24 protein-coding genes and 1 riboswitch are annotated in these 23,357 nt (G+C 38.8%); of the genes, 13 read left to right on the top strand and 11 right to left on the bottom strand.

The features are described 5' to 3' along the window. Positions 1 to 79: 79 nt before the first annotated feature. Positions 80 to 1,477, bottom strand: coding sequence for an NAD(P)-binding domain-containing protein (locus tag MKY51_RS08240; RefSeq protein ID WP_339176436.1), 1,398 nt, complete (start codon positions 1,475 to 1,477; stop codon positions 80 to 82). 70 nt (positions 1,478 to 1,547) lie between these two features. Then, a complete protein-coding gene (locus MKY51_RS08235) occupies positions 1,548 to 1,994 on the bottom strand; it encodes a MarR family winged helix-turn-helix transcriptional regulator (protein WP_087617237.1) in 447 nt (148 codons plus the stop codon). Between the two features lie 94 nt (positions 1,995 to 2,088). On the opposite strand from MKY51_RS08235, the gene MKY51_RS08230 reads away from it, so the two are divergent. Then, a complete protein-coding gene (locus tag MKY51_RS08230; RefSeq protein WP_339176433.1) occupies positions 2,089 to 2,601 on the top strand; it encodes an N-acetyltransferase family protein in 513 nt (170 codons plus the stop codon). 361 nt (positions 2,602 to 2,962) lie between these two features. On the opposite strand, the gene MKY51_RS08225 is transcribed toward MKY51_RS08230, so the two are convergent. From MKY51_RS08225 to MKY51_RS08215, 3 genes are read right to left on the bottom strand one after another with little or no spacing between them, the layout of a single operon-like run. Beyond that, positions 2,963 to 4,099: a zinc-dependent alcohol dehydrogenase gene (locus MKY51_RS08225; protein ID WP_339176431.1), complete on the bottom strand. Its 1,137-nt coding sequence runs from the start codon at positions 4,097 to 4,099 to the stop codon at positions 2,963 to 2,965. A 21-nt stretch (positions 4,100 to 4,120) separates the two neighbouring features. Continuing rightward, positions 4,121 to 4,483, bottom strand: a complete 363-nt coding sequence (locus tag MKY51_RS08220) for a spore coat protein (protein ID WP_079526734.1) — start codon at positions 4,481 to 4,483, stop codon at positions 4,121 to 4,123. A gap of 12 nt (positions 4,484 to 4,495) precedes the next feature. Next, on the bottom strand, positions 4,496 to 4,705 hold the full coding sequence (locus MKY51_RS08215; RefSeq protein ID WP_079526732.1) for a spore coat protein: 210 nt from the start codon (positions 4,703 to 4,705) through the stop codon (positions 4,496 to 4,498). 215 nt (positions 4,706 to 4,920) lie between these two features. On the opposite strand from MKY51_RS08215, the gene MKY51_RS08210 reads away from it, so the two are divergent. Both MKY51_RS08210 and MKY51_RS08205 read left to right on the top strand, forming a co-directional pair. Next, complete coding sequence (locus tag MKY51_RS08210) at positions 4,921 to 5,301, top strand: histidine phosphatase family protein (RefSeq protein WP_339176430.1); 381 nt, start codon at positions 4,921 to 4,923, stop codon at positions 5,299 to 5,301. Continuing rightward, on the top strand, positions 5,279 to 5,611 hold the full coding sequence (locus MKY51_RS08205) for a histidine kinase (protein WP_339176429.1): 333 nt from the start codon (positions 5,279 to 5,281) through the stop codon (positions 5,609 to 5,611). Before MKY51_RS08210 ends, MKY51_RS08205 begins: the two co-directional genes overlap by 23 nt. Before the next feature lie 390 nt (positions 5,612 to 6,001). Here the strand turns inward: MKY51_RS08205 and MKY51_RS08200 are convergent, their stop codons facing one another. Both MKY51_RS08200 and MKY51_RS08195 read right to left on the bottom strand, forming a co-directional pair. Next, on the bottom strand, positions 6,002 to 7,519 hold the full coding sequence (locus tag MKY51_RS08200; protein WP_339176427.1) for a transglutaminase domain-containing protein: 1,518 nt from the start codon (positions 7,517 to 7,519) through the stop codon (positions 6,002 to 6,004). An 18-nt stretch (positions 7,520 to 7,537) separates the two neighbouring features. Next, positions 7,538 to 8,077, bottom strand: coding sequence for a GNAT family N-acetyltransferase (locus tag MKY51_RS08195; protein WP_339176425.1), 540 nt, complete (start codon positions 8,075 to 8,077; stop codon positions 7,538 to 7,540). Positions 8,078 to 8,622: 545 nt separating this feature from the next. Here MKY51_RS08195 and MKY51_RS08190 point away from each other — a divergent pair. The 6 genes from MKY51_RS08190 (at position 8,623) to MKY51_RS08165 (ending at position 13,676) form a co-directional block, all read left to right on the top strand. Then, a complete protein-coding gene (locus MKY51_RS08190; RefSeq protein ID WP_339176424.1) occupies positions 8,623 to 8,961 on the top strand; it encodes a DUF485 domain-containing protein in 339 nt (112 codons plus the stop codon). Positions 8,962 to 8,963: 2 nt separating this feature from the next. Next, positions 8,964 to 10,514, top strand: a complete 1,551-nt coding sequence (locus tag MKY51_RS08185; RefSeq protein WP_339176423.1) for a cation acetate symporter — start codon at positions 8,964 to 8,966, stop codon at positions 10,512 to 10,514. Positions 10,515 to 11,007: 493 nt separating this feature from the next. Continuing rightward, positions 11,008 to 11,334 (top strand): DUF485 domain-containing protein, encoded by a 327-nt coding sequence (locus MKY51_RS08180; protein ID WP_339176422.1) that lies wholly within the window; start codon positions 11,008 to 11,010, stop codon positions 11,332 to 11,334. Beyond that, positions 11,331 to 12,875: a sodium/solute symporter gene (locus tag MKY51_RS08175; RefSeq protein WP_339176421.1), complete on the top strand. Its 1,545-nt coding sequence runs from the start codon at positions 11,331 to 11,333 to the stop codon at positions 12,873 to 12,875. Before MKY51_RS08180 ends, MKY51_RS08175 begins: the two co-directional genes overlap by 4 nt. Positions 12,876 to 13,000: 125 nt before the next feature. Next, positions 13,001 to 13,423 (top strand): hypothetical protein, encoded by a 423-nt coding sequence (locus MKY51_RS08170; RefSeq protein ID WP_339176420.1) that lies wholly within the window; start codon positions 13,001 to 13,003, stop codon positions 13,421 to 13,423. A 112-nt stretch (positions 13,424 to 13,535) separates the two neighbouring features. After that, complete coding sequence (locus MKY51_RS08165) at positions 13,536 to 13,676, top strand: hypothetical protein (protein WP_339176419.1); 141 nt, start codon at positions 13,536 to 13,538, stop codon at positions 13,674 to 13,676. 219 nt (positions 13,677 to 13,895) lie between these two features. Here MKY51_RS08165 and parC read toward each other — a convergent pair whose 3' ends face one another. Together parC and parE are read right to left on the bottom strand one after the other, a co-directional pair. Further along, positions 13,896 to 16,325, bottom strand: a complete 2,430-nt coding sequence (parC, locus tag MKY51_RS08160) for a DNA topoisomerase IV subunit A (protein ID WP_339176418.1) — start codon at positions 16,323 to 16,325, stop codon at positions 13,896 to 13,898. After that, entirely contained in the window at positions 16,325 to 18,298 is a 1,974-nt protein-coding gene (parE, locus tag MKY51_RS08155) for a DNA topoisomerase IV subunit B (protein ID WP_339176417.1), read from the bottom strand. The genes parC and parE overlap by 1 nt, the downstream gene beginning before the upstream one ends. Positions 18,299 to 18,600: 302 nt before the next feature. Here parE and plsY point away from each other — a divergent pair, with 302 nt between their 5' ends. The 4 genes from plsY to MKY51_RS08135 all read left to right on the top strand — a co-directional run bounded on the left by plsY (position 18,601) and on the right by MKY51_RS08135 (position 21,273). Continuing rightward, positions 18,601 to 19,203, top strand: coding sequence for a glycerol-3-phosphate 1-O-acyltransferase PlsY (plsY, locus tag MKY51_RS08150; RefSeq protein WP_339176416.1), 603 nt, complete (start codon positions 18,601 to 18,603; stop codon positions 19,201 to 19,203). A 110-nt stretch (positions 19,204 to 19,313) separates the two neighbouring features. Then, on the top strand, positions 19,314 to 19,604 hold the full coding sequence (locus MKY51_RS08145) for a HesB/YadR/YfhF family protein (RefSeq protein WP_339176415.1): 291 nt from the start codon (positions 19,314 to 19,316) through the stop codon (positions 19,602 to 19,604). Positions 19,605 to 19,743: 139 nt separating this feature from the next. Further along, the gene (locus MKY51_RS08140) at positions 19,744 to 20,376 is read left to right on the top strand and encodes a YitT family protein (RefSeq protein ID WP_339176414.1); all 633 of its coding nucleotides are present in this window, start codon (positions 19,744 to 19,746) and stop codon (positions 20,374 to 20,376) included. Between the two features lie 126 nt (positions 20,377 to 20,502). Beyond that, on the top strand, positions 20,503 to 21,273 hold the full coding sequence (locus MKY51_RS08135; protein WP_339176413.1) for an ABC transporter ATP-binding protein: 771 nt from the start codon (positions 20,503 to 20,505) through the stop codon (positions 21,271 to 21,273). 50 nt (positions 21,274 to 21,323) lie between these two features. On the opposite strand, the gene metA is transcribed toward MKY51_RS08135, so the two are convergent. Further along, positions 21,324 to 22,265 (bottom strand): homoserine O-succinyltransferase, encoded by a 942-nt coding sequence (metA, locus tag MKY51_RS08130; RefSeq protein ID WP_339176412.1) that lies wholly within the window; start codon positions 22,263 to 22,265, stop codon positions 21,324 to 21,326. 154 nt (positions 22,266 to 22,419) lie between these two features. Further along, positions 22,420 to 22,527, bottom strand: a riboswitch (SAM riboswitch). Positions 22,528 to 22,590: 63 nt separating this feature from the next. Continuing rightward, positions 22,591 to 23,343, bottom strand: a complete 753-nt coding sequence (locus MKY51_RS08125; protein WP_339176411.1) for a nucleoside-diphosphate sugar epimerase — start codon at positions 23,341 to 23,343, stop codon at positions 22,591 to 22,593. Positions 23,344 to 23,357: the final 14 nt, after the last annotated feature.

Genomic DNA, 23,357 nt, shown 5'->3' with positions numbered 1-23,357 from the left:
ACAAGAGGTGGATTTTTCTTTTTATGTTTTTTATCCTAATAAAGAAATCCCCTTGAAAATACTCCAAGAGGATAATTATTTAACAGCAATTAGAAGTACTATTACTATTTAAATCTAAACTACATACACCGGTCTCAGGAAGGTCTAGCTCTACTTTACGAGCACTTTCGAGGTCACCTGTTAAGTAAGCGACAACTGAACGAACTTGCTCATAGCCAGTCGCCATTAAGAAGGTTGGCGCACGTCCATAGCTTTTCATACCAACAATATAAAAGCCGGTTTCAGGGTGACGTAATTCGAGTTCGCCATGTGGACGAACCGTACCACAGCTATGTTCGTTCGGATCAATGAGCGGTGCTAATGCTTCAACACTTTCGACAGCCGTATCAATCGATAATCGGATTTCTTTTAAGAACGAGAAGTCTGGACGGCTTCCTGTATTTGCAATGATTTCATCAACTGCAGGAAGTTGTTGTTCGCCAATCACGCCTTCACCTTTTATGATAATTCCAGCTGACGTTTGTGCAATTTCTTCGATATAAAATGGGGTAAAGACTTTTACTTTTCCTTCATCAACCAATGTATGAATACGACTCCCTAATTCTCCTCGAGCAGCAAGGGCATCTTTTTCTTCACCGCCATAAGCATCTTCTACACGCTTTTTACGTAAAACCCATGTTATTTCAACATCTTCAAGCTTTTCCAATTCTAAAATCGTATTAATAGCTGAGTGTCCACCTCCGATAACGGCGATACGTTTGCCTGTATAGCGTTCTTTTAGTGTTTCAATATTTGGAATACCGTAAAAGATCTTGTTAGCAAGCTTTTGTTCGGCTGATGTCCAAACATTATCTGCATGAACAGGATTCGGTGTTGCCCACGTGCCTGTCGCATCAATAACAGCACCAGCAAAAATGCGTACTGCCTCACCATTTTGTTCTGTATAAAGTACAAACGGTGCAGAGTCGCGACTGGCAGACTTCATTTTATCGTGATTTTTTTTACTAATACCTACAACTGTTGTATTAAACGAAATAAATGGTTGGATTCCAGGTAAATTTGCTAAGGGTTTTAAATACACTTCACGAATTTCTTGACCTGTTGGTAGGGCGTCTTCCTCTGGCATAGTCCAACCAGATTTCAGCAGTAGTTGTTTAGCAGCTTTATCAACGTTGTATTGCCACGGTGAAAATAGACGAACGTGCCCCCATGATTTAATGTTTTCAGCAACCTCTGAGCCCTTTTCAAGAAGGATAAACGCTTCACCAGCTAAAGACAGATGGGCAGCAGCAGCTAAACCAACAGGACCTGCTCCAAGAATAGCAACAGGATACGTTTTATTTAATTTAAAAGGTAATTCTTTAGGGAGTGACTCTTTTTGTATACCTTCCACAGGCCCACTACAAGAATTAGTTGACCCTGGTGTTGGTGCACAACAGCTAGAATTTTGAGTTTTAATTGTAAACTGTATGTTCATTTTTAACATCCTCCTAAAATACTTGTATTTTGCAACTATATAATTAATAAAAAAGCAAGAAAGTTCTTGCTTAGTAAATTGGGGTACAGCATACTGTCGATTTAGACATGGCTTCGTTTAGAAGTTGAATCGAACGAAGGACAGTTTCTTTTTCAAAGTCGTTCATATGAGAAAATACTTCTTCTAAGTAGGCATTCATGGACTCATCTATCGTTGTTGCAACAAATTTTCCTTGTGTTGTTAATGATAAAATTGATACACGTTTATCTTGAAGAGAAGGTGTTTTTTTAACCAATTCCATTTTCACTAGTGTTTGAATTTGTCGGCTGAATGTCGTAATATCCATTGCGAGTGTTTCAGCAATTTGTTGCATAGAAGGTGTTTGCTGTTTATCTATTTCGTAAAGAATTTGACTTTGGATAGTGGATATTTCAAATGATCCAACAGAGCAACAATTTTTGTTTAATAATCCAAATCTTCGAGTTAGTATGTGAAAAATTTCGCGTTTGTTTTCCATTCAATCACCTCTAATTAAATTTAAACAGAAATACTTGTAAAATGCAACTATTCATTTTATTATTTTATTATTCAGTTTTTAGGGAGGTTGATTTATGGCGATTAAAATTCGATCTGTTACAAGTGAAGATTGGCTAGACGTAAAAAGAATTTACGAAGCAGGAATCGATACAAAAATGGCTACATTCGAATCGAAGGCACCCGAATCTTATAATGAATGGTTTGGTGAAGCAATTCCAACTTGTTCATTTGTTGCTTTCGAAGAAAATCACATTTTAGGTTGGTGTAAATTAACACCTGTTTCAAAACGTACGGTATATAAAGGGGTAGGGGAAGTAAGCATTTATATTGCGCCTGAAGCAAAAGGAAAGGGAATTGGAAATTTGTTATTGAATCAGATGATTATAACATCTGAAAAAGAAGGATTTTGGACACTGGAATCCAAAATTTTTAAAGAAAATATCGCTAGTCTAAACCTTCATAAAAAAAATGGCTTTCGTATCGTGGGTATTCGAGAAAAAATCGCACTACTAGACGGGGTTTGGAAAGACAATGTTTTAATGGAGAGAAGAAAGGTTATTAGCCCCTCATTTAAGTATAAGGAATAATAATAACGAAGTCTTAAAAAGCAGCAATTCCATGTTGGAATTGCTGCTTTTTTCTTTTAATAAAGATTGCTAAAAAAATTGTAAGGAATACAGGTTTTCTTATTCCACGATCGGGCCATATTATTGAATAACATTCTTCTGTAAAATGATTAATCGTGAATAGTGTACTGCCACCCATACAAAACATTTATAATAGACCATTGTTGTGACAAGGCGCTTTTTTTTTATTGCGTTATTTTTTATCCTTAATTTACTATAAACATGTTAAAAAAATGAAGTGATTTATGATAAATTTTGACTGGCTCTTCCGATAATGAAAAAGTACTTTTGCAACAGAGACAAAAGTACCTATACAATATATTTAAGGTTTTAAAACCACTTTAATGCAATCTTCTTGTTTTGTATCGAATATTTCATATCCATGTTTTGCTTTTTCAAGAGGGAGGACATGGGTAATAATATCACCTGCATTCACTTTGCCATCAGCGATTAAGTCATAGACATGGGGCATGAGATGAACAACCGGGGCTTGTCCGGTACGAATTGCTACATTGCGCTGGAATATGTCACCGAGTGGGAAAGCGTTGTATCGGCCACCATAAACACCGGTAATTTGGATCGTTCCTCCTTTACGTACAGCTTGACTGGCTGTCACAATCGCTCCCATAGCACCACTTTGCAGTTTTACGCCACTTGCCAGAAACTCTAGAGGCGTCATTTTTCCACTCATCCCGACACAATCAATAACAACGTCCGCGCCGCCTTTTGTAATTTCTTTTAAATATTCACCGCAATTTTCATGGTCTTCAAAATTAACAATTTCGACTTTATTTGTCTTTTTCGCGTGTTTGAGACGATAACCGATATAATCTACAGCGATGACTCTTTCCGCACCTTTTAGCCATGTAAATTTTTGCGCCAATAGCCCAACAGGTCCGCAGCCAAGGATGACAACCGTATCACCTTTTTTCACACCAGCGTTCTCTACACTCCAAAAAGCAGTCGTTGCAGCATCGGCGAGGAGAACGAGACTTTCATCGGGAACTTCAGACTTTTCCGGAATTTTAAAAGGGAGGAAATTGCCATAGGGAACACGCATATACTCTGCCTGGCCTCCAGGAAAACCACCTGTTGTGTCTGAATAACCGAAGTAGGCACCCATTTCACCATTGTCATTCGCATTATCGCATTGACTTTCGAGCTCATGATTGCAGTACCAGCATTGACCACATGCAATATTAAACGGAATGACAACCCGGTCACCCTTTTTGACTTTCGTCACATCCTTGCCGACTTCTTCAACAATTCCCATCGGTTCATGGCCAACGACATAATCTTGTCCTATATTTGGAATCATTCCATGCATCAAATGCAAATCAGATCCGCAAATAGCTGTTGTCGTTAGACGGATAATAAGATCATCGGCTTTTTTTATTTTTGGGTCTTTTACTTCCTTGACCTCAACATTTTTAATGCCTTGAAAAGTAACAGCTTTCAATTAAAAATTCCTCTTTTCCATTTACTTTTTTGGTGGGGTAGGGAACATGCCTTTACGATTCATGCTCTTAGGAAATAAATCCAACTGTGCAATACTTATCGCATTTTCCGCGGATTTAATATCCAATTCCTTTTGACCTTCCAAATGATAAGGCTTCAGCCATTCTTTTTTCATCATGAGCTCTGAAATCTCAAAATACAGATCAATCATCACATTCAGTTGCGTTCTCATGATTTTTTGGAGCGCTGGGGAAGCCGTTTCAGTTAAGGCGATTGAAAGATTTCGAATGCCCGTCTTTGTTGTAAGCAAAAACTCTAGCGCCACGCCAGAATCCGTCAGTTCGGGCATACCGATTGAATTAATCGGATCTAAATAGTCTTCCATAAAATTGACCTCCTAATATACGAGTTCCGATTTAGAGTAGAGCTTAACCATTGCGGCAAGTGCTGGGGTAGATAACTTCACATTTTTGTCTAATAAAGCTCTTAAATCATCATCAAAGACGACACCTTGACTTAACTTTGATTTAAGTAAACTAGTTGTCATAAAATTTATAACTTCATGAAATTCCATTGTTTCATGAAGAGCTAATTTTTTCTCTAACACGTTCAACACACCTCCAGAATTTTCTTTAAAAAGTCTACCCTCGAGCATTTCTCTTTATACAAATTCGGATATATCGAGGAAGTTAAAAAGCAATGCGCGGATTTCTTAAAATTTATATGAACATACCAATAATTTACAAGTATACTTAGTATGTAAATAGGAAAGGAAGAAGTTAACAATGAACACAAAAATCTAATTTGTGAGACACGCACTTTTTGGCTGCGAACGACTATATTTTTGTTGATTCTATAAAAGCGTTTAAGTACTCATTTGAAAACGAAAATTTTTCTTTTCCTGGTGGAGAAACTAGCCGTGAAGTGAAAGAACGGGGACTTGCAGCATTAAATGAACGATTACATAATTACAATGGGAAAAGAATTGCTATAGGAATCCATGGGAATATCATGACAAATATTATGAATTACTTTGATGATCGTTTGATATTAACTTTTGGAAAACTACAACAAAACCTCACATTATATGGAATTGAAATTTTGAGAGATAATACCAATTGTTATTCGAAGATTATCATTGTTCCACGGACTTTAAAAATTATGGCGGAAGGAGAGGAATATGAAAAAAATAGTTATCTTTAATCTATTATTTTGTATAATAGTAATTTTTGTTAATTACAATTATTTTAATTCTAAATCTCAGAGCGCAATCGCATACAACTATGCGATAAACTATATTGAAACGAACTATGGCATTGCTAGAGAAAATTTAAAATCTGAAGAAATCAATTACATGAGAGGAATGGGTTTGTTTGAATTAGAAGTTATAGATATAGAAACTCAAAATTATTACTTTTTTGAAGTGGATATTAACGATGACTATTCTTTATATTATATAAAAGATCTTACTGAGCTTCATCGTAAAAATCATCCTAAAGATCAAGTTGATTAAAGAAGCGCGGACAGAGATAAGTCGATTGGATGCAAAGCTGGAGAAACAATAAGTACATTTGTTGATGTACTAAAGATTTATATTAAAAAAATTATTTATTTTTTTAAGCTATTGAGGTATAAAAGCTGAAATAGCTTAATTTTATAATCATAAGAGAAAATTGCTCTAATTAAATGTATTATGTTAATGTAGAATGTAGATATATAAAAAGGCGACAGGAACAATGTATATTTTAAATAATGTTAATTTCTAAAATAGGGACACGGTCATAATATATATTATAGGAAGTTAAGTCTCGTTTCAAAAGTATACTTATAATAGTGAGACAAAACGCGTTTTTTAATGAAACAGCCATAACTTAACCGAACCCGTTATATTATGGCTGTTTATTTACTTTTTCAGTTGGATCGTAACGCTTTTATATAACTGGATATAAATAAATTGTTCATCAGCAATAAATGCCAACGCGTTTTGTTTTGTTAATTGCTGTTCCAGACCCGGTATTAACGCTACTGGCATCTTTAATTGAGCTGGCTGTTTGAATTCGACATTTTTTCGGTTACTTTTCATTTGAATATGTAAACCTCTATTAATATATATATCTACCGTTAGTTGCTTATACTCGTCATCTACAGTCAATTCGATCCCGTCCGCGCTTTTAAACACTATTGGCTGGCATTCATCTTGCTGATCTATTGTCGCTACCCAGCTGTCCCCAAATGTATGTAACGGAACTTCCAAGCGGTTTTCAGCTGTTTCAGCTAATATTGTATCTTCGCTTACAGAATCCGTTGAAATTACCTTCTGAATGCTTTCAGTCGTTTCATCTGCATACAAGACTTCTAATGTCGTATCAGATTTATAGATTCGTATAACTTGTTCCGCGCTTAGCTGAGTCAATTCCATAGTATCTGGATCCAATTGATACAAATAGCCATTATGAGAATCATTCCTGAAATACAATAATCCATTGATATAGAAACAAAATTGAATCTTAACAGCAAGTTTCTGTTTAGGTTGAAATGGAAACTTTGCAAAATTCATTTCATACAGATGACCATTTCCAGGATGTGCATAATATAAACTAGTATTGGCAAGACAGCCATCATATAAACGATGAATTGCTTCAAATTTTTTACTCGTACACATTGGATAATGATTTTCATTCCATTCATGATCAAGACGCATTTTCTCGTCCGCAACTAAAAAATAACGATAGCGAACTTCTTTACCGGGAATAGAACCAATATCATCCCAAGTCACGTCGACATGATACCAATGACCATCAATCTGCACCATATTCCAAGCATGCCCCTCTGTGCCCTCACCCGCCGCTTTTCCGATCACATAATAACAAGGAATCTCTAGAGCTTCCATCATCTTTTCAAAAAGAAGCGCGTAAGCCATACAAACACCGTGTTTTTCATTCATAAACGTATACACAGCAAATGGTGAACCTTCAGTATGCCGTTCATAGCTATACGTCCTTGCAATATAATCATGAACAGTGAAAACCTTTTGCAACGTTGACATATCTGGAGCAATTCGATTTTTTAAGATGGTTTGAATTTCATCAACAATCCATTTTTCTTCCTGCCGCGCCATACGGTAACGCATCGTAAACTCCACTTTCACCCGATTTTTCGTTAATTGCCGATATTTATAGCTACGTTTTTCACAATGTTGGGTGTAAAATGGCTGTTCCAGATGACACTGATCAAAAGCTTCCTTCATTAATGAATCAATCGGCATTGGCAGCTGACCGTTAATATGCAGTGTAAACTGCCTGTCCATGCGCTCCATATGGGCAATAAGCGCCGGCAGCAACTGTTTTGCTGTAATGGTCGTCGTTTTAATAGAATTTCCTTGCCTTTTATAGTGTTCATAGCTTTCAAAATACGTTTTCACAATATGTCGATACTCCTCTTATAACGCTTCCGTTTCATCTTCTTCAAATGAATTGAGCTTAACATAGATTTCAACCGTTTTCCCGTCCATTTCAATGACTTTCTCCAAATGCATCCCATTTTTTAATGCAATTCTTTTAGATCCTTCATTTCCTACTTGAATCGCTGAAATATACCGGTGCAGCCACATCTCTTCATCCGCATATTTCGCCAGCGCCTGAGCTGCTTCAAAGCCGTAGCCTTGTCCCCAATAAGCACGTTTAATCCAATACCCGAGCTCAATCTCAAAAGTATCGTCAATAACTTGTGCCACAAGCCCCGCATGTCCGATAAATTCACCTGTTTGACGATGAATCAATTTATGTAACCCGTAATCCCCAAAATTTTCGTATTGTTCAAGCATTCGTTCGATTAAATGAATCGCATATGCTTTATCCTTTAGTTGTCCATTGCCAATAAATTTCATCATCAGTGGGTCCGAAACGAGGTCAAGCACAGTCAGTAGATCCTTTTCCGTATAGCGTTCAAAAGTTAACCGTTGCGTAGTTAAATTCAACATGATATCCCTCCAATTTAATAGTTTTTTGATGTGTTATTTATAATATCCCGGGTTTTTTCTTATGCAGAGTCAAAATATTATCATTACACTTCCATTTTATATAAATTCCATGTTTTCACCCATATGTAAGAATTCCCTCACCTTAAATAAAAAAATTTCTCATTATTAGTATATCAGATTTTTACTAGCCGTTTTGTGTTATAGTACAATGTGCTGAATAACTCTAATTCAGCTTAAATTACAGATATTTTAAGTTTCGAAATATAATATTGTGCTTTATGTAATTTAATTTCTAGCTAAAATATGTTTTTCATTACTTCCCTTTCCGTAAATAATAATTCTATACCAATTTCAAACAGACCTTCTCCAATTATATCTCCTTAAAACTTGATAATTCTGCTTCATTCGCATTTTAAACATTCAAATTTTTCAGAAAAATTATTATTGCATTATATTGTATCCCCTCTTACAATGAGTACTATTAACGGATTCAAATAGTAATTTGCCGTTTAAAACAGAATAATTTTTCTTAAGGGGGAATTCCGTTGAGTCAATTAGGGAACAAAATCTCAGCGAAACGCGATGGCATTAACTTTGATAAAATCGATCGCATGGAAACATTCAATCAGTTTGTAAAGAAGAAAAACACATTTTTATTCGGAATAACTATAACATTTTTGACATTTTACATCTTACTGCCGGTGCTTGCATTCACATCTGTTTTACAACAGAAGGCAGTCGGCAGTATTACTTGGGTATGGGTCTACTCGCTTGCCCTTTTCATTATGACAATTGTTTTATGTACACTTTACGTAAAAATGGCAGCTAAATTCGATAAAGCGGCCGCTGCGGTTTTACAAGAATATGAAAAGGCGGGTGCATAGCGATGAATCTTGTTTCAGCTGGCTTCTTTATTGGGATCGTAGGGTTAACACTCATTGTTACATATATTGCTGCTAGAAGAACATCTTCTGCAAGTGATTTCTACACTGCTGGTGGCGGGTTAAAAGGGTGGCAAAACGGATTTGCCATTGCCGGTGACTACTTATCCGCAGCCGCGTTTTTAGGCGTTTCCGGTGCGATTGCATTAACAGGCTTTGACGGCTTCTTCTTCTCTGTCGGATATGTCGTAGCAAACTTAGTTCTACTATATATAATAGCGGAACCGATGCGTAATTTAGGACGCTATACATTGGCGGATATGCTGACTGCGCGTTTTAATGAAAAACGAATTCGTGGTGTAGCAGCAACTGGTACGATCATTATCGTCATTTTATATATGATTGCCCAATTGGTTGGTGCCGGTGCATTAATTAAACTTTTATTCGGTATTGAGTATTGGATGGCTGTTTTAATCGTAGGAGTTATGATGACGACGTACGTACTGTTCGGTGGAATGACGGCAACGAGCTGGGTACAGATTATTAAAGCAGGCCTATTATTGTTCGGTACGACATTATTGGCATTTTTAGTATTCTCGAAGTTTGATTTCAATTTGGTGAAAATGTTTGATACGGTCAGCACAAATTACGGGGACCAATATTTAGTGCCTGGGATGAAGTACACATCTACAATCGATTCGGTTTCGATGATGCTTGCGTTAGTGCTTGGTACATCAGGTTTACCACATATTCTAATGCGATTCTTTACAGTAAAAGATGCGAAGACGGCACGTGCATCGATTTCATGGACAACGTGGATTACAGCGATCTTCTTCTCGCTGACAATCTTCTTAGGCTTTGGTGCCATGCATTTCGTCGGGTTTGAAAAAATCATCGCGGAAAATGCTGCGGGTAACACGGCTGCCCCACTGTTGGCTGAGTTTTTAGGCGGCAATATATTACTGTCATTCATTTGTGCGGTGGCATTTGCTACTATATTAGCGGTTGTATCCGGTTTAGTATTAACAGGTGCATCAGCCATTTCCCATGATATTTATGGTGAAATCCTGAAAGACGGTAAACTAACGGAAAAGCAACAAGTATTAGCTGCAAGAATCGGTTCGATTTCCATTGCAATTGTTTCGATCCTATTAGCACTATTTGCGCAAAGCTTAAATGTTTCCTTCCTCGTATCGTTTGCATTTTGTATCGGAGCATCGGCAAACTTACCGGTTATCCTTTATACGATCTATTGGAAGAAATTCAATGCAAACGGCGCGGTTGCTGCAATGGTAACAGGCTTAGTCTCTTGTTTAGTATTAGGTGCGCTTGGTCCGAACATTTGGAGTCCAACCGGAAATGCGATATTTGTAGGCGAACCAATTGTGAATTTAGCGGTACCTGCCATCATTACCATTCCTTTAAGCTTCTTTGCAGGTTACCTGGGCTCAATCTTAACAGCACATAAGGTGGAACAAGCAGCGGCAGAACGTGTTTATAAAGAAATCCGCGTTAAAGCACATACAGGTGTTTCTGTGCAGGATGTTTCCCATTAATTATGATAGGAAAATAAATTAGAACAATAGATTTAAACTATAGAAAACTGTCTCGAAAATAGTTGCTATTTTTGAGCAGTTTTTTTATTTTTTATACCATTTTTTACATGAATATAACTTTTCGAATATACTGAATTTATTTTTTTGTAAAATAAAACATTTTTTAAATATTACTTTTCATTATAGAAATGAATAATATTTTCTTATCATATATTTTCTGCTTTTTTCCAAATTCACAGTGAATTTCACTCTCCAAACCCATGTGAAATCTACCTTTCCATTGAATATCCAAATTATAACATTTTAAATTTTTCCCGTTAATGTATTATTTTTTCTCTATTAAACTTATTTTTTCAAGAAATTTTTCTGCATAATTTATTTAAAAAGTGTTGCAATTTTGTTACAGCTAAAATAGAATGAAAATGTAAAATCCTAAAAGTAGAATTTTACGTACATTAAGCAGTAATAATTATCACAAAATGGGGGAATGTTTATGGGGAATAAGCAAAAGCCAATCATTGATTATGAGAGAATTGCATCACAGCAATCTTTCAGACAACTGGCGCGGAAAAAGAATTCTTTTTTATGGTCAATTACCGCAATCTTTTTAGTCCTTTACATGTTATTACCAATCTTAACTTCGTTTACAGAAATCTTACATCAAAAAGCGATTGGTGATATTACATGGGTATGGCTTTATTCGGCAGGGTTGTTCGTAATGACTTGGGGATTAGCTCACTTCTATGTAGCACGTGCTAACAAATATGACGCAGAAGCGAAATCGATTATTGCGGAATATGAAGGAGGTAGAAGCAAATGAGTTTTACAGCGATATTCTTCTTCGTAGCAATCGTAGGTTTAACTTTAGTCATTACTTGGTGGGCATCTAAACGTACATCTAGTGCGTCGGATTTCTACACAGCTGGCGGCGGTTTAACGGGCTGGCAAAATGGTATGGCCATCGCTGGTGACTACTTATCAGCAGCATCATTCTTAGGTATCGCGGGTTCGATTGCATTATTCGGATTCGATGGCTTCTTCTTCTCGATCGGTTACCTAGTAGCCTATTTAGTAGTTTTATATATCGTAGCAGAGCCATTACGTAACTTAGGCCGATTCACATTAGCCGATATGATTACAGCTCGTTTCGATAAAGCAAAAGTTCGTGGTACAGCAGCATTATCTACAATTACAATCGTATTGTTCTACATGATCGCTCAGCTTGTAGGTGCAGGTGCCCTTATTCAATTACTGTTAGGTATTGAATACTGGATGGCGGTACTTCTAGTTGGTGTCATGATGACAATTTATGTATTATTCGGCGGTATGACAGCAACATCTTGGGTACAGATCATTAAAGCAGCTTTATTAATGTTAGGTACTGTCATTATTTCATTCCTAGTATTAGCAAAATTCGACTTCTCTATTGCTCAAATGTTTACACAAATGACAACGGTAACAGAGCATGGCGAAGCTTACTTGAATCCAGGTTTACGTTATACAAACGGTATTGATACAATTTCAATGCTAATGGCGTTAGTACTTGGTACAGCGGGTCTTCCGCATATCCTGATGCGTTTCTTCACAGTAAAAGACGCACAAACAGCTCGTTCTTCAGTTATTTGGGCGACTTGGATTGTTGGTATCTTCTATGTATTAACAATTTTCCTAGGTTTCGGTGCAGCAGCATTCGTTGGTTCAGAAAAAATCATCGCAGCAAACCCTGCTGGTAACATGGCTGCCCCACTATTAGCACAAGCACTTGGTGGCGACATTCTGTTCTCATTCGTATGTGCGGTAGCATTCGCGACAATCTTAGCAGTAGTAGCAGGTTTAGTACTTTCTGGAGCATCTGCCCTATCTCATGATATTTATGGTCAGATCATTAAAAAAGGTAAAGTTACGGAACAAGAAGCGGTTAAAGCAGCTCGTATCGGTTCAATCATTATCTCAGTTGTTTCGATACTGTTAGCTTTAGGTGCTCAAACATTAAACGTAGCATTCTTAGTATCGTTAGCATTCTGTATCGCGGCATCAGCGAACTTACCGGTAATCATCTACACAATTTACTGGAAACGTTTCAACACATCAGGTGCTGTTACAGCGATGTTAACAGGTTTAATCTCTGCATTAATCTTAGTTGCCGTTTCTCCGAACGTATGGAATCCGGTTGAAGGTAAAGCAATCTTTGTTGGTGAACCGTTAATTATGTTAACGAACCCTGCATTAATTTCTGTACCACTTGGTTTCTTAGGCGGATTTATCGGTACATTGATTTCTAAAGAAAGAAATGATCTGAAATACCGCGAAGTTGAAGTAAAAGCGCAAACTGGTATTTCTGTACAAGACATTTCTCACTAATCATACTCTTCCTTACTTTGACGAGTTGAGGAAAAACAAGTCAGCTTCTAACATTGTTAGAGGCTGATTTTTTATAACTTCCTAGTTTTTATAATCTCCCCTATCCTATATTGAGGAGTGATGCGATGACGCTTGGACAACATATCCGTGTATTCATTTGTGTTGTAGTGATGGGCTGTATTGTCGGCTTTGTACTAAACGGGAAAGAAATTGAAACGGACTCCCCTTATATCGATTATGTAAAAGCGCAGCAATGGCCTTTTAACGAAGCGTTGCACATTGCGGATGTATTTGATGGCCATTATGAATTGACCTACTGGGAGTACTTTACCGCTCGAAATGGCGAGCATGTCGTCCAGTTTACCGGAACGAATGATGAACAACAGGATATTTACCAGTTTATCGTCGAAAAAGATTACACAGGATTTCTAATCGGTGCGGTCAAGCAAAATAATATCCTTTTGCCGCCTGAACAAAAATGGTCTTTTGTCAAAACACTCACGAATAAAAAAGCGTCAAAGTCCGGTGAATTTCTTGCCGGAATCTGACGCTTTTTCTTTGTTTTCTTCTAGTAAAAACAGGAATATTCTCCTTAATATTTCATGGTACAATAGAAAAGCAGCATCCAGCTGACTCCTTTTGCAAAGGAGGTGTACTACTGTGTCTTATCCATCACGCAAAGAAAAGGCTAAGGCTGTTTCGGAAAAAAAGCGTAAGGAAAAACTCGCCATTTTTCGTTATGCGACAGATCTTTTTCGTCTTGTCGATACCATTTATCGTTTTTTCCGAATGATGCTGTAAAAAATTTATTTTCACCACTTAGACTCGCCATCTAGGTGGTGTTTTTAATTTCCATCCAATGAGCAAATAAAAAAGCGATTGGGGGCCACCCAACCGCTTTGTACTACTGTAGATCCATCACGCATGAATCTTACTAACTTCATTGTATGAAAGTATGCCTTTCATGTCAATGAATTACTTTTATCATATGTTTTGTTTTCGGCTAATATACATGAATCCTTACTCTGTCTTTTCAACATAGGCGCGGCAGATTGCCCCATCGCCATCTGTATCAATTCGCAGTGATCCGTTTGAATAACGGTCCGCTCTCGTTAAGGATGTTACTGAAATTGTTTCCTGAATGCCTTTTTCGGTCTCGATTGTAAACGTATTTCTAAAGTTCACAACTAAAATTGTGTAAATACGGTGCGGGTTCGATTTTAACTCTTTTAAAATAACGACACCGCGTTTCGCACGGTTGCCAAGTTCAAGTTCAGATAACAGCATACGCTTAACGGCACCGCGCTGTGTAACGATAACGAGTTCTTGTTCCTGCTCCGGATTTAAGATAGCCACCGCCGCAAGATACTCGCCCTCTTTAACAATGATTCCTTTAACGCCGGCTGTTTTCACTCCTGTTACCGGAAGATCTTCCATAGGGAATCGGATTGTATAGCTTGTGTTTGTCGAAAGCAATACTTCTTCTTTATCCGTAACGAGACGCGCAAAAATCATCTCATCATCGCCTTTTAAATTCATTGTCTTAATCGGTTTCGAATAACGCGTGACAATGTAATCGGCAAGTGCCGAACGTTTAATTTGACCTTCTCTTGTAGCGGTAAATACATACAGATCCGGTTTTTCGAACGTATCAATTCCAATGACTTCGATGATTTCCTCGTTTGAGTCGATTGGTACAATACTCGAAATATGCTGTCCGAGATCCTTCCAGCGAATATCCGGCAATTCATGTACCGGCTGGTAAATGTAATGCCCTTTGCTCGTGAACAGCAGTAAATGATGCTGTGTATTCAAGTTGGCTTCATACAGCAAGTAATCGGAATCTTTCATCGCAAAGTCCTTGCCGTTGGATGCATTGTGTGAACGAAGGCTTGTCCGTTTTACATAACCGTCTTTTGTCACGGTTACAACAACTTCTTCGCTTGGTACCAACACATCACGCGTTACTTTAATTTCTTCGATTTCTGCTTCGATCGTTGAGAGACGAGGTGCCGTAAAACGTTTTTTAATATCGTTCAGTTCCGATTTAATAACACGGATCAATTTCTTTTCATCCTCTAAAATGGCTTTCAGTTTCACAACAAGCTGTTGGAGCTCATCCTGCTCTTTTTGAAGCTGGGTAATATCGGTATTTGTTAAACGGTAAAGCTGAAGGCTGACAATTGCTTCTGCCTGTTCTTCCGTAAAGCCGAATTTCTCCATAATGTTATTTTTCGCATCGCGTTTATCTTTCGATGCACGGATTGTTTCAATCACTTCATCCAAAATGGATAAGGCTTTCATAAGTCCTTCAACGATATGTAAGCGATCTTCTGCTTTTGTTAAGTCATATTGGGATCTGCGTCGCACAATTTCCTTCTGGTGATCAATGTACGCATCCAACATGAGCGGCAATGTCATCATCATCGGACGACGGTTATGAATCGCAATCATATTGAAGTTATATGAAACTTGCAAATCCGTTGATTTTAATAGGAAATTTAAAATCCCTTGTGCCGGCACATCTTTTTTCAGCTCAACAACAATTCGTAAACCGTCACGATCCGATTCATCACGAATTTCGGAAATGCCGTCCAAACGTCGGTCATTTACACGCAGCTCGTCCATTTTACGGATCATGTTGGCCTTATTTACTTCAAACGGGATTTCGGAAATGATAATCTGCTCTTTATTGCCTTTTAACTGCTCAATTTCAGTACGTGAACGGACAATGATTTTCCCTTTGCCTGTTTCGTACGCTTTTTTAATGCCGTCTACACCTTGAATAATCCCGCCTGTCGGAAAATCCGGGCCTTTAATGACAGTCATCAGTTCATCGACTGTACAGTTTTTGTTGTCCAGACGCATTAAAACCGCATCAAGTGCTTCCTGCAGATTATGTGGCGGAATATCCGTCGCATAACCAGCCGAAATCCCTGTTGCGCCGTTAACTAATAGATTCGGGAATCGAGATGGCAATACAGTCGGTTCCATATCCTGATCATCGAAGTTCGGAACGAATTCAACTGTATTTTTATTAATGTCACGTAACAGTTCTGAGGCAATCGCCGAAAGACGAGCTTCCGTGTAACGCATCGCGGCTGGCGGGTCTCCATCGACAGAACCGTTGTTACCGTGCATTTCGATCAGCATATGACGGCTTTTCCAGTCCTGACTCATACGGACCATCGCATCATATACAGAGCTGTCACCGTGCGGATGGTAGTTACCGATTACATTACCGACTGTTTTTGCCGATTTACGGAACGGTTTGTCAAAAGTATTACCTTCATGGAACATCGCATATAATATACGACGTTGTACAGGTTTTAACCCGTCACGTGTATCCGGTAATGCACGGTCTTGAATAATATATTTGGAATAGCGACCAAAACGGTCACCCATTACTTCTTCTAATGGCAAATCTTGAAATTTTTCTACAAAACTCATTATTCGTTAACCTCCTCATGCTGGATGAATTCATTTTCTAAAATGCTTGCATCCTCTTCCATGCCGAAGTTGACGTTCGATTCAATCCATTTACGGCGGGGCTCAACTTTATCGCCCATCAATGTTGTAATACGACGTTCTGCCCGAGCACCATCTTCAATTTTCACACGGATTAATGTACGTGTTTCCGGATTCATCGTTGTATCCCAAAGCTGGTCGGCATTCATCTCGCCTAACCCTTTATAGCGCTGAATAATATAGCCTTTGCCGATTTTCTTCGTAGCGGCACTCAGCTCCTGTTCAGTCCAGGCATAGATCAGCTCCTGCTTTTTACCCGAACCTTTTGAAACTTTATAAAGAGGCGGTAACGCGATATACACTTTCCCTGCTTCAATGAGCGGACGCATATACCGATAGAAGAATGTCAGCAATAGTACTTGAATATGGGCACCATCTGTATCGGCATCGGTCATGATGACAACTTTATCGTAAGCGGCATCTTCCACAGAGAAATCAGCTCCGACACCGGCACCGATCGTATGGATGATCGTCGCGATTTCTTCATTTTTCATGATGTCCTGCAACTTGGCCTTTTCGGTATTGATGACTTTACCGCGCAACGGCAAAATCGCCTGGAATGTACGGTCACGGCCTTGTTTTGCCGAACCGCCAGCAGAGTCACCCTCTACTAGGTACAATTCATTTCTCGAAGCATTTTTCGACTGTGCAGGTGTCAGCTTACCGGACAGAAGCGTACTTGATTTTTTCTTTTTCCCGTTACGGGCATCATCACGTGCTTTACGTGCAGCTTCACGCACTTGTTGGGCACGAATGGCTTTCCGCACTAAAGAAGCCGATAGCTCGGCGTTTTCTTCTAGAACATACATTAACTGTTCTGAAACAACGGTATCAACGGCAGAGCGTGCTTCGGATGTACCAAGCTTCCCTTTTGTCTGCCCTTCGAATTGCAGCAGATTTTCAGGAATACGGACAGAAACAATTGCTGTCAGGCCTTCACGGATATCTGTGCCTTCCAGGTTTTTATCTTTTTCTTTCAGCAGTCCGATTTTGCGTGCGTATTCATTGAACACACGTGTCAAAGCAGTTTTAGCACCTGTTTCATGCGTACCGCCATCACGTGTACGGACATTGTTAACGAATGACAAAATCGTTTCGGAATAGCCGTCGTTAAATTGCAGCGCGAATTCCACTTCAATTTCCTGAATGATGCCTTCTACATATTTGACTGGATGCAATACATCTTTTTCTTCGTTCAAGTATGTAACGAACGCCTCAATACCGCTTTCATAATGGAAAATTTCATGCTTCCCTTCTCCGCGCTCATCGATCAGTTCGATTTTTAAACCTTTTAATAAAAACGCAGATTCGCGTAAGCGCTCTGCCAAAGTATCATAATTATATTTAACGACAGAAAAAATCGATGGATCCGGCAGGAAATGTACAAGTGTTCCTGTTTCCTTCGTTTTCCCGATCATATCAAGCGATGTAGCCGGCTTCCCGCCTTGTTCAAAACGCTGGCGGTAAATTTGCCCGTCACGGTAAATCGTTACTTCCAAAAATGTTGATAGGGCGTTTACTACAGATGAACCTACACCATGCAAACCACCACTTGTTTTATAACCGCCTTGTCCAAACTTTCCGCCTGCATGAAGGACGGTGAAAATAATTTCCGGGGTTGGTTTACCCATTTTATGCATACCTGTTGGCATACCACGACCATGGTCACGCACGCTAATACTGTTATCTTCATGAATCTTCACGATGATATGATGTCCAAATCCAGCAAGCGCTTCATCCACTGCATTGTCTACAATTTCATACACTAAGTGGTGAAGACCTCGACTATCTGTAGAACCAATATACATCCCTGGTCTTTTGCGTACGGCTTCTAAACCTTCTAATACTTGAATGGCATCTTCATTATACGAAATACCGGTTTGGTTTTTTACCAAATGTAATCCCCTCCAAAAATACAAACAAACGTTCTATTTACTACCTAATCGTACGCTCAAATATGCATGATGTCAATGTTTAAAGGTACTGATTTAGGCTTTGCAAAGATTAATTGTATCACCAATACCGAACGTTTAAAAGCATATCCTTTAGCAGCAAACAATAAAATGTAACTTTTTTCCTGTTTTTTACATGAGCGAAAAAATAATACCTCTTTCCTTCTATTAAAAAACATTGTAAAATATTCAATACATACTATTAGTACCAACTGATAATTCTGAATTCGAAAGGAGCACAACACTTGATCAACGCGTTAATTATTATTTGTGCTTATTTAATCGGTTCCATTCCATCAGCTTTATGGATTGGCAAAATTTTTTACAAAACGGATATTCGACAACAGGGCAGCGGCAATTTAGGCACGACCAATACATTTCGAGTATTGGGCAAAAAACCGGGCATCGCCGTATTGCTAATTGATATATTGAAAGGGACAGCAGCGGTATTGCTTCCGTTATTGCCGTTTTTCGCAGACAGCACGGTCCATCCTTTAATCTTGGGTGTCATCGCAGCTGCGGGTCACATGTTCCCGATTTTCGCCAGTTTCCGTGGAGGAAAGGCGGTTGCTACGAGCGGTGGCGTTATTTTAGGCTATAATTTACCGTTATTTATAATTTTAATCTTTGTATTTGTCATCGCCTTAAAGCTAACAAAAATGGTCAGCTTATCATCTATGATTGTGTCCGCTGCAGCGGTGATTTATGTCATCGGTCATTGGATAATAACGGGTGAATATGCATTATTCATTTTAGTTGTCGTACTGGCTGGCTTCATTTTTTACCGTCACCGTGAAAATATTAAGCGGATCAAAGCCGGGACTGAACCGAAAATTAAAGGATTTTAACTAATTGACTGAAGGGGTTTCCTTTCAGTCTTTTTTTGTAATTAAATTTCAGAACGCGAGCTTTGTAAGTTTTTTTTATTTCCTGCATAATGGCAGTAGAGGTGAAATATATGGAAATCAGACTATCAGAAAAAGCACTTACTTGGTTTAAACAGGAAATGGAAGTAGAAAAAGGCGATTTCATTCGTTTTTATGCAAGGTATGGAGGTTCTTCACCTTTTCATGAAGGGTTTTCGTTAGGGATGACACGGGAGCAGCCGCATGAAATAGGCATTGAAACCGTTGTGGAAGATATTCATTTTTATATTGAAAAGTCCGATGAATGGTTTTTCAACGAACATCATTTAGTTGTAGATGTCGCCGATTCATCCGAAGAATTAACTTATTCCTATGAAAAATAAACACCTTTTTATCGCTCTCTAATACGAACAATTCGCCATTGAAAAGTTCAAATGTTTCGAAATTTTAGTAAATCCGTTTTTGCCGATTCAATCGTTATAATGAGTAAGGATTATATCGAAGATTGATGAGGGATTATATGTGAAAGCGAAACAGGAATTTTATTGGCGCTGCGTATTTTTTATTGCAGGCATCATTGTTTTATCATTAGGCGTGACATTAACGATCAAAGGACAAATACTTGGCGTTGGGTCATGGGATGTCCTTCATATCGGACTACAAAAAAACTTGGGCTTAACGGTCGGGACTTGGTCTATCATTTTAGGCTTGCTCATTCTGGCTGTTGATACGTTTTTCACGAAAAGATTGCCGAAAGTCGGAACGTATTTGGACATGTTCCTGACAGGTATTTTTATTGATATATTTATGATTGTATTACCGGATGCGAATACACTGTTTGAACAAACATTGGCATTTGTTGTTGGCGTTATCCTGCTGGGCTTCGGCTGCGGCATGTATATGGTGGCTAACCTTGGTGTAGGGCCTCGTGACACGTTAATGCTGCTGTTGGTTCACCGTCTTGGCTGGAGTGTCAACCGTGCACGTACAACAATGGAAGTAACGGTTGCTATTATAGGTTTTATATTGGGCGGACCGGTCGGAGTCGGTACGGTATTTATGGCGTTCGGCTTAGGGCCTGTCGTACAATGGGCGCTCAAATGGAACGGAAAGCTGTTCCACCGCGCAGCAGGTGTAGAAAGTGTCGTTATATAAAAATAGGTAGAGAGCAAGCATTATGCGTTTGCTTTCTTTTTTTACATTTGAATTGTTACAATTTTCAAAAAATACTTTCGTAACAATGGAAAAAAGTGCATAGTAGTAAGTGGAGGTGTTTTTAAAATGATACATATTGAAAATATCCATTTATATCGCAATGACAAAAAGATTTTAAACGATTTAAGCTGGCATGTCCAAAAGGGACAGCATTGGGCCATTTTAGGGTTGAACGGCTCAGGTAAAACGACGTTGTTGAAAGTCATTAACGGCTATATATGGCCAAATGAAGGAAGCGTCCAAGTATTGGGCGAAACATATGGCAAGACCTATATACCGAAGATGCGGACGCGGATCGGCTGGGTAAGCAACGCGATGATCGATAATTTCAACTGGCAGGATAATGCGATTGAAATCGTGCTCAGCGGAAAATTCGGTGCCCTTCGACTATTCGATGAAGTGACAGATGAAGAAATTGATCATGCGGTTTCCATTATGAAGCATTTTCACTGTGACCATTTAGCAAATAAATCATTCGAGCATTTGTCACAAGGTGAACGGCAGCGTGTTCAAATCGCAAGGGCCATTATGGCAGATCCCGAAATTCTCATATTGGATGAACCGTGTGGCGGGCTGGACTTAATCGAACGGGAAAACTTACTGCAGACGATTGAACAGATTGCACACGCTGAAAACGGCCCTACCCTCATCTATGTGACGCACCATGTAGAAGAAATTCTGCCTTGCTTTAGCCATGTGCTTTTAATGAAAGACGGAAAAAATATCGAAGCCAATGCACGGGAAACAGTTTTAACAGATGAATTATTAAGCGATTTCTTCGGGCGGGAAATCAGTTTGCAGATCGAACGCGAACGTGCCTGGGTCGCGATTAAATAAAACGAACCAGCAGGAGTACACCTCTTGCTGGTTCATTTCATTTATAAGCATTAAATATGATATTCAATATTCTCATCAACATAATGCCATTCGTACGGTGTTTCTTGGTATACGTAGTAATTCAGCCAGTTGTAGAACAATAGATGCGAATGGGCACGCCAAACATTTTTCGGTGCCTGCAGCGGGTCGTTGTTCGGGAAATAGTTAACCGGAATATCCGTATTGTCTGGATCTTTCTCGATATCGCGGAAGTACTCATCCGATAATGTCGTTGCATCATATTCCAGATGCCCTGTAATCATAATATGTTTATTATTTTTCGATTGAACGATAAACACCCCTGCATCATCCGAATAGCTGAGTAAACGCAAGTCGGGATGTGCCCGTACTTCATCAATTGAAACCGATGTATGGCGCGAATGCGGTGCCACATACTCGTCACTAAAACCACGCACTAAATCTACTGTTAAATCCGTAATCACATGGGAATATACACCGGAGCATTTCTTCGGCAATTCGAATTTTCCAATGCCAAAATGGTGGTACAGAGCAGCCTGTGCGCCCCAACATATATACATGATTGAAGTAACATGTTCATTTGCCCAGTCCATCACATGCGTAATTTCGTTCCAGTAGCCGACATCTTCAAAGTCCATCTTCTCTACTGGCGCACCCGTAATAATGAGACCATCAAAACGACGATGCTTCACTTGGTCAAATGTTCGGTAAAATGTATCTAAATGCGATTTGGAAACATTTTTTGATTCGTATGTAGCCGTATTTAAAAAAGTGACATCTACCTGTAATGGTGTATTCCCAAGTAAGCGCAGCAACTGCAGCTCGGTTTTCTCTTTTTCAGGCATTAAATTAAACACTAAAATATTTAGCGGTCGAATTTGCTGCGTTTTCGCACGGTCTTCCTCCATGACGAAAATCTTCTCTTTTCTAAGCAACTCACCCGCCGGTAAATGTTTCGGAATATTAATCGGCATTTCACTTTCCCCCTCATAAACTATTTCAAAATACTTTTAATAATCAGTTGTGTTCAGGCATTGCATTGTTTTACGAGCGAAACGAACCGTTCCAGAACAACATAAAAAGCCCCTCTCACTCCAGCAAAACAGAATTGAGAGGGGCTTTTACCCGTTCTTATCTGCCAAGGTCAACACCTTGCTGGAAGTAGCACCTTTCTAGTTGGACTAGAGGTTGCTGAAGCATCATAAGGCCAAGTCCCTCCGCTTCTCTTGATAAGACTATTAAATTGTCATTAGTGTATCATGTACTTTATAGTTTTGCAATAATTCAAAAAATATTATTTTACTCATCCTGAAGCTGTTCTTTTTCTATATTGAATAAGATAGTTTCCAGCCGCTCATCCCATACACGTGTCAACGTATTGTATACACGTACAAAATGTCTGTTTTCCTTTTGATCGAACAATAAAAAACATAGGACCGGTATATCATTAATCTGGATCGATTCCGTCGACACAACACTCGTTATATAGTGCGGAACTTCGTCTTCCGCCACCGGTTGTTCGGAAAGCTGCTGTTGAATGAAATCAACGAGCAATGTTTCTTCAATCGCTTCAATTTCTTCTGTATCCATTGTCGGGAAAGGCTCCGGAAACTCTTCCAAATCCGCGAATTCTTCCAGGTCCCCCTCCAATGGCTGTTCATGAATCGGACTGTATTGAATGAAGTAACTTGTTTCTTCTAGTTCCTCTTCAAAAATGCCCGATTCCAGCTGTGCTTTCCCTTTAGCAGTAAGCGCAAATTCCTGTTCTTTCACTATCATGCCGAGTCGTAACATTTTATTCGTCAAATCATGAATAAATAACGGTTCCACCAATAAAATTTCGGCTAAGAGCTCCACATTTTTCAGTTTTGCCTTTTCAAAGGAAATGAGCATCATCTTCATTAAAATATCCATGGCATTGCGCATCACGGGATGATATTTCACTTCCAATGTATGAATCGGAATGGCATATTGCATTTGCTTTTTGATTTCAATGGATGGGTTTTGGCCGAGTTCTTTCTGCAGCTGTAAAACTGTTCCTTGTAAATCCATTCAATCCAATCCCC

This window comes from Solibacillus sp. FSL R5-0691, assembly GCF_037974225.1.
Taxonomy (GTDB): domain Bacteria; phylum Bacillota; class Bacilli; order Bacillales_A; family Planococcaceae; genus Solibacillus.
This window is presented reverse-complemented; position numbering and strand designations above follow the sequence as displayed.

Coding starts and splice junctions, on each gene's coding strand:
- MKY51_RS08205 (WP_339176429.1), top strand. CDS start 5,279: ATGAAAAAAATAGTTATCTTTAATCTATTATTTTGTATAATAGTAATT.
- MKY51_RS08175 (WP_339176421.1), top strand. CDS start 11,331: ATGAGTTTTACAGCGATATTCTTCTTCGTAGCAATCGTAGGTTTAACT.
- MKY51_RS08230 (WP_339176433.1), top strand. CDS start 2,089: ATGGCGATTAAAATTCGATCTGTTACAAGTGAAGATTGGCTAGACGTA.
- MKY51_RS08180 (WP_339176422.1), top strand. CDS start 11,008: ATGGGGAATAAGCAAAAGCCAATCATTGATTATGAGAGAATTGCATCA.
- parC (WP_339176418.1), bottom strand. CDS start 16,325: ATGAGTTTTGTAGAAAAATTTCAAGATTTGCCATTAGAAGAAGTAATG.
- MKY51_RS08125 (WP_339176411.1), bottom strand. CDS start 23,343: ATGGATTTACAAGGAACAGTTTTACAGCTGCAGAAAGAACTCGGCCAA.
- MKY51_RS08195 (WP_339176425.1), bottom strand. CDS start 8,077: ATGTTGAATTTAACTACGCAACGGTTAACTTTTGAACGCTATACGGAA.
- MKY51_RS08235 (WP_087617237.1), bottom strand. CDS start 1,994: ATGGAAAACAAACGCGAAATTTTTCACATACTAACTCGAAGATTTGGA.
- MKY51_RS08240 (WP_339176436.1), bottom strand. CDS start 1,477: ATGAACATACAGTTTACAATTAAAACTCAAAATTCTAGCTGTTGTGCA.
- MKY51_RS08170 (WP_339176420.1), top strand. CDS start 13,001: ATGACGCTTGGACAACATATCCGTGTATTCATTTGTGTTGTAGTGATG.
- MKY51_RS08135 (WP_339176413.1), top strand. CDS start 20,503: ATGATACATATTGAAAATATCCATTTATATCGCAATGACAAAAAGATT.
- MKY51_RS08220 (WP_079526734.1), bottom strand. CDS start 4,483: ATGGAAGACTATTTAGATCCGATTAATTCAATCGGTATGCCCGAACTG.
- metA (WP_339176412.1), bottom strand. CDS start 22,265: ATGCCGATTAATATTCCGAAACATTTACCGGCGGGTGAGTTGCTTAGA.
- MKY51_RS08185 (WP_339176423.1), top strand. CDS start 8,964: ATGAATCTTGTTTCAGCTGGCTTCTTTATTGGGATCGTAGGGTTAACA.
- MKY51_RS08145 (WP_339176415.1), top strand. CDS start 19,314: ATGGAAATCAGACTATCAGAAAAAGCACTTACTTGGTTTAAACAGGAA.